The following is a 14,769-nucleotide window of genomic DNA, read 5'->3' as shown; positions in this document are numbered from 1 at the left end:
GGTTCGTGCCCCGAGAAGGCGTCGCATGGGATGGGGAGCAAGGTGAAGATCGCATACCTGGTCGACGGCGGGCTGAGCGATGTGGCGGGCGCCGGCACGGACCTCTACGAGCGCTACCCGCAGGTCCGTGAGATCTACGCGCAGGCCGCCGAGTGGACCGGTCTGACCGTCGACCGGATGCTGCGCTGGGAACTGGACCGCCTGGAGGAGTACCACCAGGTCGGGCTGATCCGGCAGACCTCGATCATCCTCGGCGTCGCCGACCTGCTCGCCGAGCGCGGTGTGCGCCCGGACGTCATCGCCGGCATGAGCCTGGGCTCGCTGGTCGGCGCGTGCCTGGCCGGCGCCGTGGAGCGCCGCGACCTGTTCACCTTCCTGCGCCGCAAGACCGAGGTGCCGCCGCCCACCGGGCCCGCCCAGGGCTGCGCCGGACTGCTGGTGCCCGCGGACGCCGACGACGCGGACTACCTCGGGCAGCTCGTCGAAGGCACCTGGGTCGGCGGCGAGTTGGGCCTGCGCCGCAACAACACCGTGCGCGGCTTCATGGTCTCCGGCTACGTCCACGCGCTGCACGAGCTCATGGCGAAGCTCCCCGAGGGCGCGATGCACATGATCAAGGACATCGACGTCGCCGTGCACGTCCCGCTGTGCGCGGACCAGAACGAGTACCTCAAACCGGTCTGGGAGAAAATCAATTTCCACGACCCGGAGATTCCGCTGTGCTCCTGCAAGGAGCGCGGAATGCTCACCACGGCGGCGGACGTGCGGAAGTGGTACCTCGGCAACCAGGTCGACAAGGTAAGCCACCCGGAGATGTTCCGCAACGTCGTCGACAACGAGCCGGAGATCGCTTTCCTGCTCGGCCCGGCGAAGCTCGACATCTACCTCGACGCGCTGCCCTGCCCGGTCGTGCAGATCGAGAACGACGAACAGCTCACGGACGCCATGACCGCCCTGTACGAAATGCGGATCTGACCGCTTTCCCCCTCAGAAAGGCGCGGCAGGAATGAAGGAATCACTGGCTCTGGTCGACCGTTTCCTGCGGACGGACCTCGACGAGTGGACCCGGCAGGTGGTGCGGCGGCACTTCGACCCCGAAACCGGCAGCCCCTACTGGCTCAAGCGCGCGGCGGAGCTGGACTTCGACCCGCGCGAGATCACCCGCTACGACGAACTCGGCGCGCTCGGACCCTTCCCGCTGTCCGTGCTGCGCAAGCTCGACCCCGCCGACCTGGTACCCCAGGCCGTGCCCCGCCCCCTCGCCGGCCGCGTCTTCGACTCCGGCGGCACCACCGGCGACCCCAAGCGCATCCTCTACACCCCCGCCATGCTCGAACACCGCCAGGCGTGGCGCCACTGGTCCTTCCACACCGAGGGGTTCCGCCCCGACGGCAACTGGGTGCAGGGCACCCCCACCGGCCCGCACGTCATCGGCCTGGGCGTGCAGGAACTGTCCGCCTACGGCGGCCGGATGTACATCGTGGACATCGACCCGCGCTGGGTGAAGCGGCTCATCCGGGCCGGCAAGCTCGCCGAGGCCGACGAGTACACCGACCACGTCGTCGGCCAGATCACCAACATCCTGCGCACCCAGCCGATCGACTACCTCAACACCACCTCCGCGCTGCTCAACGCCCTCATCCGGCGCGCCCCCGAACTCGCCGCGCGACTCAAGGGCGTACGCGTCAGCGGCACCCACTGCACCCCCGCGATGTACCGCGCCTTCCGGTCGGTCCTGAACGGCGGCAGCGGCGCCGTCGTCGGCCGCAGCTACGGCAACACCTTCGGCACCTCGGCCGGCATCCCCGCCTCCGACGACGGCGAGACCCTGCCCTACCTGCCGAACTACCCCCACGTCACCGCGCTCGTGGTCGACAAGGAGGACTGGACCCGCACCGTCGAGTACGGCCGGCAGGGCCAGGTCATGCTGAACGTCCTGCACCCCGACCTGCTGCTGCCGAACTTCCTGGAGCGCGACCAGGCCGTCCGGTACGACACCGGCGACGCCTACCCCTGCGACGGTGTCGCCAACGTGATGCCGCTCCAGGTCACCCGCAGCGCCCCGGAGGGCATCTACTGAGCGGCCGCGCGCCCGCGCCGCCCGCACCTCGTACCCCGCGGCCCGCGACCGGCGACGGTCCGGGCCGCACCCGCACCCGCCTCACCGACTCCGCACCCACCGACCCGCACTCACGGACTCTCGGACCCGAAGGAGGACGGGCAGCGGCCCCGCCGGGGACCCGCGCCCCACACCTATGCAAGCGATCGTGATCGAGGACACGCAGTTGGTGCTGCGCGAGGTCGAGGACCCCGAGCCGGGGCCGGGCGAGGTGGTCGTCGACGTGGCCGCGGCCGGGGTCAACCGGGCCGACGTCGGCCAGCGCAAGGGCCTGTACCCGCCGCCGCCGGGCGCCCCGCCCTACCCGGGGCTCGAAGTCTCCGGCGTGGTCAGCGCCCTGGGCATCGGGGTGAAGGGCCGTCAGGTCGGCGACGAGGTCGCCTGCCTGCTCGCCGGTGGCGGCTACGCCGAGAAGGTGGCGGTGCCTGCCGCGCACACCCTGCCGGTGCCCGCCGGGGTGTCGCTGCGGGACGCGGCGTCCCTGCCCGAAGTCGCGTGCACCGTCTGGTCGAACGTGGTCGACCGCGACGCGCTGCGCGAGGGCGAGACGCTGCTCGTGCACGGCGGCGGCAGCGGCATCGGCACCTTCGCGATCCAACTGGGCAAGGCGCTGGGCGCGTCGGTGGTGGTGACCGCCCGCCCGGCCAAGCACGACCGGCTGCGGGCCCTGGGCGCCGACCTGGTGGTCGACTACACCACCGAGGACTTCGTCCTGGCCACGAAGGAGTTCACCGCCGGCGCCGGCGTCGACGTCATCCTGGACATCGTCGGCGCCCCGTACCTGGCGGACAACATCGAAGCTCTGGCGCCGAACGGCCGGCTCACCGTCATCGGCCTCCAAGGCGGCCGCAAGGCCGAGATCGACCTCGCGATGCTGTTCAGCCGGCGCGCCTCGGTCTCCGCCACGTCGCTGCGCGCCCGACCGCGGGCGGACAAGTCGCGCATCGTCGCCGGTGTCGGGCACCAGGTGTGGCCGCTGGTCGAGGCCGGCACGGTCAAGCCCGTGGTGCACGCCGCGCTGCCGCTGGCCGAGGCCGCCGAAGCCCACCGGATGATGGAGGCGAGCGACCACATCGGCAAGATCCTGCTGCTGCCGTAGCGGCACGTCCGCCGGCGGCCGGTCCGCCCGCGGCGGCCGGCGCACCGCGGGCGGCCCGGCGACGCGCGCGTGCGGCGAGCCCGCGCCGCGCCGCCCCGCCCGCTCCCCCTCCCCCCTTTCCCGCCGGCCGCACCCGGCCGGTGCTCGCCCGCACGCACGCATCGCCGCCCGGCGGTGCCGGAACGGAGTACCCGATGCCCCTCGACCCCGCGGTCAAGGCCGTCCTCGGCATCCTTGACGCCGCCGGCGACCGGCAACTGCACGACCTGCCGATGCCCCTCGCCCGGGCCAGCTACGACCAGCTCGCCGGGCTCGGCGGCGAGCCGGCCGCGATCGCCCGCACCGAACGCACCACCGCCGACGGCATACCGGTCCGGCTGTACTGGCCCGACAGCCCCGGCCCGCACCCCGTCCTGCTCTTCTTCCACGGCGGCGGCTGGGTCCTCGGCAGCCTCGACGGCTACGACGGCGTCGCCCGCGACCTGAGCGCCCACGCCGACTGCCTGGTCGTCAGCGTCGGCTACCGCCTCGCCCCCGACCACTGCTTCCCCGCCGCCGTCCAGGACGCCCTCACCGTCGCCAAGTGGGCCCTGCGCACCGGCGACTCCTACGGCGGCGACACCCAGCGCCTCGCCGTCGCCGGCGACTCCGCGGGCGGCAACCTCGGCGCCGTCCTCAGCAACGAACTGCCCGGCCTCTTCCGCGCCCAGGCCCTGCTCTACCCGGTCACCGACCAGACCAGGAACCACCCCTCGGTCCGCGAGAACGGCCAGGGCTACCTGCTGACCGAGGACACCCTGCGCTGGTTCAGCGAGAACTACCTCGGCGACCAGGACCCGCGCCACCCCTGGGCGTCACCGCTGTTCGCCGCCGACGAGGTCCTCGCCGCCGCGCCCCCCACCCTCATCCTCACCGGCGAGTACGACCCGCTGCGCGACGAGGGCGAGGCGTACGCCGACAAGCTGCGCGCGCTGGGCGTTCCGGTCGAACAGCGCCGCTACGACGGCATGATCCACGGATTCTTCGCCATGCGCGGAATGGTGCCCGCCGCCGCCGAAGCACTCGCCCAGACCGCCGACTTCCTGCGCGCCGCCTGGCGGTAACCACGCAGCGGAAACCCCCCACCGGTAACCACCCACCGGAAACAAAAACCCCTCCCACTCCGGGACGCCCGTCATCCCCGCGGGCGTCCCGGTCGCCATTTCGGTTCCCGTAACGACAACGCACCGCGGGCAAAGCCGAATTGCGCGCCGAACCACCGAACCACCGAGACACCGATTCACCGGATCGCCGACCCGCCCCGCCGCCGGCCCCCGCCGCACCCCGCACCACCCCGACCCCCGACTCGCCGCCACCACACCACCGTTGACCAGCCACGACAGCCGCCGCGGCAGCGCCGAACCCCCACACCCGCGCACCGCGACGACCACCGACCGCACCATGTCACCGGCGGTCACCCCTACCTGTGTTAGGGGTCGAAACGAAGATCTCCAGGGGCCGTTAGGGGGACGCCGCTCCCGACCGCCGCCATAGCGTTCCGGCGGAGCACCAGAAGCCGGGCACAGCGCCGGAACCGGAATCAGGTACGACCGAGGGGCGAGAAGTGACAGCCGAAGGCCACGCCGTATCGATGGACCACGAATTCCCCGGCTGCTCCGCAGCGGACGTCGCCGTCATCGGAATGTCCTGCCGCCTTCCGCAGGCCCCCGACCCCGCCGGCTTCTGGCGGCTGCTGCGCACCGGCACCAACGCCGTCGCCGACGTCCCCGCCGGCCGCTGGCCCGACCAGGACGGCAACGACGGCCACGACCCGGCCCTGCGCGCCCTGGTCCGCCGCGGCGCCTTCATCGACGCACCCGACGCCTTCGACGCCGCCTTCTTCGGCGTCTCCCCCCGCGAGAGCGCCGAGATGGACCCACAGCAGCGCCTCGCCCTCGAACTCGGCTGGGAGGCACTGGAGGACGCCGGACTCGTCCCGGAGACGCTGCGCGGCCTGCCCGTCGGCGTCTACGTCGGCGCCATGGCCAGCGACCACGCCCACCTGACCGCCCTGCGCAGCCCCGGCGCCCTCAGCCACCACACCATGGCGGGCACCCACCGCGCCGTCATCGCCAACCGGCTGTCCTACGTCGCCGGACTGCGCGGGCCGAGCCTCACGGTGGACACCGGCCAGTCCTCCTCGCTCGTCGCCGTCCACATGGCCTGCGAGAGCCTGCGCACCGGCGAGGCCCGGCTCGCCCTGGCCGGCGGCGTCAACCTCAACCTCACCGAGCAGTCCGCCCTGCTGGAGGCCCGGCTCGGCGCGCTGTCCCCCGACGGGCAGTGCTTCACCTTCGACGAACGCGCCAACGGCTACGTCCGCGGCGAAGGCGGCGGCTTCGTCGTCCTCAAACTCCTCGCCGACGCCCTCGCCGACGGCGACGACGTCCACTGCGTCATCCGCGGCAGCGCCGTCAACAACGACGGCGCCGGCGACAGCCTCCTGGTGCCCACCGTCACCGGCCAGCGCGACGTCCTCACCCGCGCCTACGAACGCGCCGGCGTCGCCCCCGGCACCGTCCAGTACGTCGAACTGCACGGCACCGGCACCAAGGTCGGCGACCCCGTCGAGGCCGAAGCCCTCGGCCACTGCCTCGGCACCAGCCCCGACCGCCGGCACCCCCTGCTCGTCGGCTCCGCGAAGACCAACGTCGGCCACCTCGAAGGCGCCGCGGGCATCACCGGCCTGCTCAAGGTCGCCCTCATGCTCAAGCACCGCGAGATCCCGGCGAGCCTGAACTTCCAGCGCCTCAACCCCGCCATCCGCGCCGACGAGTGGAACCTGCGCGTCGCCGCCGCACCCGGACCCTGGCCCGAGCCCGCCGGCCCGCTGCACGCCGGGGTCTCCTCCTTCGGCATGGGCGGCACCAACTGCCACGTGGTGCTCAGCTCCCCGCTACGGGCACCCGAGCCCGCCCCCGACCCCGCGCCGCAGCCCGCACCCGGCGAACTGGCCCTCGTGCTCTCCGCCAAGTCCGCCGCCGCACTGCGCGCCCAGGCCGAACGCCTCCGGCACCGGATGGCCGCCGACCCCGCGCCCCGCCCCGCGGACATCGCCTGGTCCCTGCTCACCGCCCGCTCCACCTTCGACCACCGCGCCGCCGTCGTCGGCGCCGACCCGGACCGACTGGCCGCCGCACTCGCCGCACTGGCCGCAGGAGAGCCCGCCGCCGGCCTCGTCCAGGGCCACGCGGCCCGCCCCGACCACCGGGTGGCGTTCGTCTTCCCCGGCCAGGGCGCCCAGTGGACCGGCATGGCCACCGCACTGACAGCCGCCTCCCCGGTCTTCCGCGCCGCCCTCGAGGAATGCGCACAGGCCCTGCGCCCGTTCGTCGACTGGTCGCTGACCGACGCCCTGGACGACGAGACCTTGCTCGCCCGCGTCGACGTCGTCCAGCCCGCCCTGTGGGCCGTCATGGTCTCCCTCGCCCGCCTGTGGCGCTGGATGGGCGTGGAGCCGGCCGCCGTCGTCGGGCACTCCCAGGGCGAGATCGCCGCCGCCGTCGTCGCCGGCGGCCTGTCACTGACCGACGGCGCCCGCGTCGTGGCCCTGCGCAGCCGGGCCATCGCCGAGACCCTCACCGGCCGCGGCGGCATGGCCGTCGTCTCCCTGCCCGCCCCCGACGCCGCCGCACTGATCGCTCCCTGGGACGGCCGCCTGTCCGTCGCCACCGTCAACGGCCCCGGCTCGGTGGTGGTCTCCGGCGAGTCCGCCGCCATCGACGAACTCGCCGCCCGCTGCGCCGACACCGGCATCCGCTTCCGCCCCGTCTCCGTCGACTACGCCTCGCACTCCGCGGCCGTCGAGGAGATCGAGAGCCGCCTGCTCGCCGACCTCGCGCCCCTGCGCCCCCGGACCGGCACCGTGCCGATGTACTCCTCCGTGACCGGCGCCCCCCTGGACACCGCGGAACTCGACGCGCACTACTGGTACCGCAACCTCCGCCAGACCGTGCAGTTCGAGACCGCGACCCGCGCACTGGCCGCCGACGGGACCACGGTGCTGGTGGAGGTGAGCCCGCACCCGGTGCTCACCGTGCCCGTCCAGGACACGCTGGACTCCCTCGGCGACACGGCCGGCCCCGCGCTCGTCACCGGCAGCCTGCGCCGCGACCAGGGCGGCCTGGACCGCTTCCTGACCTCGGTCGCGCAGGTCCACGTGCACGGCGTGCCCGTCACCTGGACCGCCCTGCTCGAAGGACTGCGGCCGCGGCGCGTCAAGCTGCCCACCTACGCCTTCCAGCGCGAACGGCACACCGTCGCCGGCCTCGGCGAGGCCCCCGCCCGGCAGCTCACCGCCGCACCGGCCGGTACCCCCGCGCCCGCCGCGGTCGCCGAGCAGGACGACGCGCTGCTGCGCGCGCTCGCCCCGCTGTCCGCCAAGGAACGCGACACCTATCTGCTCGGCCTCGTCCGCGACCACGCCGCCGCCCTGCTCGGCCACCGCGGCGGCACGGACGTCGACCCCGCCGTGCCCTTCCGCTCCGCCGGCTTCGACTCGATGACCGCCGTCGACCTGCGCAACCGGCTCCAGGCCGCCACCGGCCTGCCCATCCCGACCAGCATGGTCTTCGACTACCCCACACCCGCCCGCCTCGCGGCCTTCCTCGCCGACCGGCTCGGCGGCACCCGCGCCGCCGACGACACCGCCGCCCCGCTGCCCGCCGCCGCCCCGGCCACCGGTGACGACCCCCTGGTCATCGTCGGCATGTCCTGCCGCTTCCCGGGCGGCATCACCGGCCCGGACCGGATGTGGGACCTCGTCATCGGCGAGCGCGACGCCATCACCGGCTTCCCGACCGACCGCGACTGGGACCTGGACCACCTCTACGGCCCCGACACCGCGGGCCGCCTCGCCGGCGGCTTCGTCGAGGGCGCGTTGGACTTCGACGCCGGTTTCTTCGCGATGTCCCCGCGGGAGGCGCTGGCCACGGACCCGCAGCAGCGGTTGCTGCTGGAGGGGGCGTGGGAGGCGCTGGAGCACGCGGGTATCGACCCGCTCGCGCTGGCGGGTTCCCCGACGGGTGTGTTCGTCGGCAGCTACGAGTCCGGGTACGCGGAGGTGGTCTCCGCCGCGCTGCCGGACACGGACGCGGAGGCGCAGCTCCTCACGGGTGGCGCGCAGAGCGTCCTGTCCGGGCGGGTGGCGTATGCGCTGGGGTTGGTGGGTCCGGCGGTGACGGTGGATACGGCGTGCTCGTCGTCGCTGGTGGCGCTGCACCTTGCGGGTCAGGCGTTGCGGGGTGGGGAGTGCTCGCTGGCGTTGGTGGCGGGGGTGACGGTGAACGCGTTGCCGCACACGTTTGTGGGGTTTGCGCAGCAGGGTGGGTTGTCTGCTGATGGTCGGTGCAAGGCGTTTGCTGAGGCGGCGGATGGGACGGGCTTCAGCGAGGGCATGGGTGTGCTGGTGGTGGAGCGCCTGTCGGATGCGGAGCAGAACGGGCATCGGGTGTTGGCGGTGGTGCGGTCCAGTGCGGTGAACCAGGATGGTGCGTCGAATGGTCTGACGGCGCCGAACGGTCCGTCGCAGCAGCGGGTGATCCGCCAGGCGCTGGCCGCGGCCTCGCTGTCGCCGTCCGACGTGGACATGGTGGAGGCCCACGGCACCGGGACGACGCTGGGCGACCCGATCGAGGCGCAGGCGGTACTGGCGACCTACGGGCAGGGGCGGCCGGCGGAACGGCCGCTGTGGCTCGGCTCGTTGAAGTCGAACATCGGGCACACCCAGGCCGCGGCCGGGGTCGCCGGCGTGATCAAGACGGTGCTGGCGCTGCGGCACGGGGTGCTTCCGCGGACGTTGCACGTGGACGAGCCGAGTTCGCAGGTGGACTGGGCCGCTGGTGAGGTGCGGTTGTTGACGGAGTCGGTGGCGTGGCCGGAGACGGGGAGGGTTCGGCGGGCGGGGGTGTCGTCGTTCGGTATCTCGGGGACGAACGCGCACGTGATTCTGGAGGCGGCGCCTGAGGTCGGTGTTGGGCCCGAGGCGGAGCCGGAGTCCGCGGTGGGGGACGGTGCCGGGACAGTCTGGGTGGTGTCGGGTCGTACGGAGGAGGCGCTGCGGGCGCAGGCCGGGCGGTTGGTGTCGGTGGTGGAGGGCCGGGACCCGGTGGCGGTGGGTGCGGCGTTGTTGTCGCGGTCGGTGTTTGAGCATCGGGCGGTGGTGGTCGGTGCGGATGCGGGTGAACTGACCGCTGGGCTGCGGGCGTTGGCGGCGGGTGAGTCGGTGGCGAACGTGGCGGAGGGTGCGGCGCGGAGCGGGCGCCGGGTGGCGGTGCTGTTCGCGGGTCAGGGTGCGCAACGGCTGGGGATGGGGCGCGCGTTGTACGGGGAGTCGGGGGTGTTCGCTGCGGCCTTCGACGAGGTGGTGGCGGAGTTGGACCGGCACCTCGATGTCCCGCTGCGGGAGGTGGTGTGGGGCGAGGACGCTGATGGGCTGAACTCCACGGGGTGGGCGCAGCCGGCGTTGTTCGCGGTCGAGGTGGCGTTGTTCCGGTTGCTGGAGTCATTCGGGGTGGAGCCGGATTATCTGCTGGGGCACTCGATCGGTGAGGTGGCGGCGGCTCATGTGGCGGGGGTCTTCGACCTGCGGGATGCGTGCCGTTTGGTGGCTGCCCGCGCCCGTTTGATGCAGGCGCTTCCGGCCGGTGGAGCGATGGTCGCTATCGCCGCCCCGGAGGCTGAGGTGCTGCCCCAGCTGCCCGAGGGCGTCTCGGTGGCGGCGGTCAACGCGCCTGGCTCGGTAGTGGTGTCGGGCGAGGAGGCCGCTGTCCTCGCGGTGGGTGAGCACTTCAAGGCGCAGGGCGTGAAGACGACGCGGCTGCGGGTGTCGCACGCTTTCCACTCGGCCCTGATGGACCCGATGCTGGCGGACTTCACCGCGGCGATCGCCGACGTGGAGTTCTCGGAGCCGCGTATCCCCGTCGTGTCGAACCTGACGGGTGAGCCCGCGGACATGACGTCGCCGAAGTACTGGGCCCAGCAGGTCCGTTCGGCGGTCCGCTTCGCGGACGGGCTGGCCTGGCTGGCCGGGCAGGGCGTGGACACCTTCGTGGACGCGGGTCCTGACGGTGTCGTGGCGGGGCTGGCACAGGCCAACGCCGAGGACGCTGTTGCGGTGGCCCTGATGCGCAAGGACCATGACGACGAGCGCACTGTGCTCCGGGCCCTGGGCCAACTCTTCGCGCACGGCGTGCCGGTGAGGTGGGACGGCCTGTTCGGCGACCGCCAGCCCGCCTGGGTGGACCTGCCGACGTACGCCTTCCAGCGCCGCCGTTACTGGCCGCAGGCGTCCCTCGCCGGGGGCGACGTGACCGCGGCCGGGCTGGCATCCGCCGAACACCCGCTGCTCGGCGCGGTGGTGTCCGTGCCCACCTCGGACACGGTGGTCCTGACCTCGCGGCTGTCGCTCCGTACGCAGCCGTGGCTGGCCGACCACGCGGTGCACGGCACGGTGGTGTTCCCAGCAACGGGCCTGGTGGAGCTGGCGGTTCGGGGCGCGGACGCCGTGGGTGCGGGCGGGCTGCGGGAGTTGGCGGTGGAGGCGCCGCTCGTCGTCCCCGAGGCCGGAAGCGTCCAGCTCCAGGTCGTGGTGGCGGACTCCCGGGCGGAGATCTACTCGCGCCGCTCCGACGACGACGCGTGGCTCCGGCACGCGACCGCCGCACTCGGTGACGCCGTCGCCGCGGGTGAGGGCGGGTGGTCGTGGCCGCCGGAGAGCGGTGCGCGGGTGGACCTCGCGGGCTGCTACGAACTGGCCGCGGTCGAGGGCCTGGTGTATGGCCCGGCGTTCCAGGGTCTGCGGCAGGTGTGGCGGGCCGACGGCGCGGTGCTGGCCGAGGTCGAGGTGCCCGAGGGCGAGGCCGACCGGGCCCGCAGGTTCGGGGTGCACCCGGCGCTGCTGGACGCCGCGCTCCAGGCCGTCGCCTACGCGGGGTGGGACCCGGCGCCGTCCGGCCGGGTGCCGGTGGACTTCGCCGACGTGACCCTGCACGCCGCAGGCGCGACCGCGGCCCGGGCCCGGGTGGTCCGCACCGGCCCCGACCGCGTGAGCGTCGAACTCGCCGACGGCAACGGCGCGTTGGTGCTGTCCATCGGCACTGTGACCCTGGGTGCGCCGCCCACCTCCGGCCTGGCGGCCGGCGCCCGCAGCGGCACCGCGCTGGCCCTCGACTGGCCCGCGCTGCCCGTCCCCGACGACGGCGTGGACGACGTACGCTTCGCCTTCGTCCAGGCACCCGGCGCCGACACCGCGTGGCTGCCGGAGGCCGCCCACCCGAGTCTCGACGACGTCCTCACCGACGAACACCCGCCCCCGTACATCGTGGTGGCCGTGTCGGGGCAGTCCGCGGAGAACTCCGAGAACGCCGAGAACGCCGAGAACGCGCCGGACGCCATGGTGCGGTCGGTCCACGCCACCACCCGCCGGGCCCTCGAACAGCTCCAGTCCTGGCTGGCCGAGGAGCGCTTCGCCGACACGACGCTCGTCGCCCTCACCCGCGGCGCCGTCGCCACCCACCCCGACGATCCGGTGCCGGACCTCGGCGCGGCCGCCGTATGGGGCCTGCTGCGCACCGCACAGCGCGAGCACCCGGGCCGCGTCCTGCTCGTGGACGCCGAACCCGGCCAGGCCCTCGACGTACGCCGGCTGGCCCGGGCCGTACGCACCGCCGAACCCCAACTCGCCCTGCGCGGCGAGGAGATCAGAGCGGCACGGCTGACCCGCGTCGCCCCGCGGGACGAGCCGCCGTACGCCGCCCCCGAGGGCACGGTGCTGGTCACCGGTGGTACGGGCGGGCTCGGCCGGGAGGTGGCCCGGCACCTGGTGCGTACGCACGGCGTGCGGAACCTGCTGCTGGTCAGCCGGCGCGGTCTCGCGGCCGAGGGCGCACCGGAGTTGGCCGAGGAGCTGGGCGCGGAAGGCGCCGAGGTGACCGTTGCGGCGTGTGACGTGAGCGACCGTGAAGCGCTGGCGGAGCTGCTGGCGGACGTGCCATTGACCGGTGTCGTCCACACGGCGGGGGTGGTGGACGACGGGCTGGTCTCGTCGCTGACCGCGGACCGGCTGGCCCGGGTGCTGGCGCCGAAGGCGGACGCGGCCTGGCACCTGCACGAGCTGACCCGGGACCGCGACCTCACCCTCTTCGCGGTGTTCTCCTCGCTGTCCGGCATCCTCGGCAACCCCGGCCAGGCCAACTACGCCGCGGCCAACGTCTTCCTCGACGCGCTCATGCACGCCCGGCGCCACGCCGGCCTGCCCGGCGTCTCCATGGCCTGGGGCGCCTGGACCCAGGACGTCGGCCTCACCGCGGCGCTGACCGACGCCGACATGCGGCGGCTGGCCCGCTCGGGCCTGCGCCCGCTGTCGGTGCCCCAGGGCCTGGCCCTCTTCGACCGCGCCCTGACCTCCGGCCGGGCCCTGGTCGGCCTCGCCGACCTGGACCTCGCCGCCCTCCGCGCCCGCGACGACCTGCCCGTTTTCCGCGCACTGGCCGCCGGCCCGGCCCGGCGCCGGGCCGGCGACGCGCAGCGACTCGCCGGCGGCCTCGCCGAACAGCTCGCCGGGCTGACCGGGCCCGAGCGCGAGGACCACCTCCTCACCCTCGTCCGCGACCACGCGGCAGCCGTCCTCGGCCACGCCTCGGGCCGGCACCTCAGCGCCACCACCGCCTTCCGCGAGATGGGCTTCGACTCGTTGATGGGCGTCGAGCTGCGCAACCGCGTCAAGCGCGGCACCGGCCTGCCCGTCGCGGACTCGATGGTCTTCGACTACCCGACGCCGCTGCGCCTCGCCCAGTACCTGGCGGGCCTGCTCGACGGCGTCACCCCGAACGCGGGCGGCGCCGCGCCGGCCCGGGCGCTCGCCGACGACGACCGGCTGGCCATCGTCGGCATGGCCTGCCGCTTCCCCGGCGGCGTCACCAGCCCCGACGAGCTGTGGCAGCTCGTCGCCTCGGGCACCGACGCCATCGCGGGCTTCCCCGAGGACCGCGACTGGGACATCGAGCAGCTCCACGACGCCGAGGGCACCCGCAGCGGCACCTCCGTCACCCGCAGCGGCGGCTTCGTCGCGGCCGACGGCTTCGACGCCGCCTTCTTCGGCATCTCGCCCCGCGAGGCGCTGGCGATGGACCCCCAGCAGCGGCTGCTGCTGGAGACGTCCTGGGCCGCGCTCGAGGACGCCGGGATCGACCCCCAGTCCCTCGCCGGCAGCCCCACCGGCGTCGTCTTCGGCATCAGCCAGTCCGGCTACGGCGAGCTGGTCGGTTCGCTGGAGGAGACCCAAGGCCACCTCCTGACCGGCGGCGCCTTCAGCGTCGCCTCCGGCCGGGTCGCCTACACCCTCGGCCTCGAAGGTCCCGCGGTCACCGTGGACACGGCCTGCTCGTCGTCGCTGGTGGCGCTCCACCTCGCCGGCCAGGCGCTGCGCGCGGGGGAGTGCTCGCTCGCGCTGGCCGGCGGTGTCACGGTGATGGCCACGCCGAACACGTTCGTGGAGTTCAGCCGGCAGGGCGGTTTGTCGTCGGACGGGCGGTGCCGGGCGTTCGCGGACGCGGCGGACGGGACGGGCTGGTCCGAGGGTGTGGGTGTGCTGGTGGTGGAGCGGTTGTCGGACGCTGAGCGGAATGGTCACGAGGTGCTGGCGGTGGTGCGGTCCAGTGCGGTGAACCAGGACGGTGCGTCGAATGGTTTGACGGCGCCGAACGGTCCCTCGCAGCAGCGGGTGATCCGGCAGGCGCTGGCGGCGGCTTCGCTCACGCCGGCCGATGTGGACGTGGTGGAGGCGCACGGTACGGGGACGACGTTGGGTGACCCGATCGAGGCGCAGGCGTTGCTGGCGACGTACGGGCAGGGGCGGTCGGCGGAACGGCCGTTGTGGCTGGGGTCGTTGAAGTCGAACATCGGTCATACGCAGGCTGCTGCGGGTGTGGCGGGTGTGATCAAGATGGTGCTCGCGATGCGGCACGGGGTGCTGCCCCGCACCCTGCACGTGGACGAGCCGAGCACCCGGGTGGACTGGACGGCGGGGCAGGTGCGGCTGCTCACCGAGGCCGTGCCGTGGCCGGAGACGGGTCGGGCGCGGCGGGCGGGTGTGTCGTCGTTCGGGATGTCCGGGACGAACGTGCACGTGATCCTGGAGGGCCCGGCGGCTCCGGCGGCCCCGGCGGCGGTCGCGGACGCGGAAGAGGGCGAGTCCGACGACGCAGCCGTGGCGTGGGTGCTCTCCGCCCGGTCCGAGGACGGGGTGCGGGGGCAGGCGGAGCGTCTGCTGTCGGCGGTGGAGTCGGCGGAGTTGGAGCCGGTGGGTGTGGGTGCGGCGTTGTTGTCGCGGTCGCTGTTCGATCACCGTGCGGTGGTGGTGGGTTCGGACCGGGCCGAACTGGCCGCTGGGTTGCTGGCGTTGGCGGCCGGTGAGCCGGTGGGCCATGTGGTGAGCGGGGCCGCGCCTGCCGGTCGGGGCCGGCAAGTGGTGTTCGTGTTCCCGGGTCAGGGTGCTCAGTGGGTGGGGATGGCT

Annotated in this window: 5 protein-coding genes; all 5 read left to right on the top strand. The window is 73.9% G+C overall.

Translation table 11 applies throughout. The features are described 5' to 3' along the window. The first annotated feature begins 42 nt into the window (after positions 1–42). The gene (locus WA788_RS34130) at positions 43–975 is read left to right on the top strand and encodes a hypothetical protein (protein ID WP_335984216.1); all 933 of its coding nucleotides are present in this window, start codon (positions 43–45) and stop codon (positions 973–975) included. Positions 976–1,006: 31 nt separating this feature from the next. Further along, the gene (locus tag WA788_RS34125; protein ID WP_335984215.1) at positions 1,007–2,080 is read left to right on the top strand and encodes an arylcarboxylate reductase; all 1,074 of its coding nucleotides are present in this window, start codon (positions 1,007–1,009) and stop codon (positions 2,078–2,080) included. A 175-nt stretch (positions 2,081–2,255) separates the two neighbouring features. Further along, entirely contained in the window at positions 2,256–3,218 is a 963-nt protein-coding gene (locus WA788_RS34120) for an NAD(P)H-quinone oxidoreductase (protein ID WP_335984214.1), read from the top strand. A 194-nt stretch (positions 3,219–3,412) separates the two neighbouring features. Further along, positions 3,413–4,321 carry an alpha/beta hydrolase gene (locus tag WA788_RS34115; RefSeq protein ID WP_335984213.1) on the top strand — a complete coding sequence of 303 codons (909 nt, stop codon included), beginning with the start codon at positions 3,413–3,415 and terminating at the stop codon, positions 4,319–4,321. Positions 4,322–4,848: 527 nt separating this feature from the next. Then, on the top strand, positions 4,849–14,769 hold a 9,921-nt coding region (locus tag WA788_RS34110; RefSeq protein ID WP_335984212.1), incomplete at its 3' end, for a type I polyketide synthase.

It is taken from the genome of Streptomyces sp. CA2R106 (assembly GCF_037034245.1).
In the GTDB taxonomy this organism is placed as follows: domain Bacteria; phylum Actinomycetota; class Actinomycetes; order Streptomycetales; family Streptomycetaceae; genus Actinacidiphila.
The sequence above is the reverse complement of the archived record's forward strand: the minus strand, read 5'-3'. Positions and strand labels throughout refer to the sequence as shown.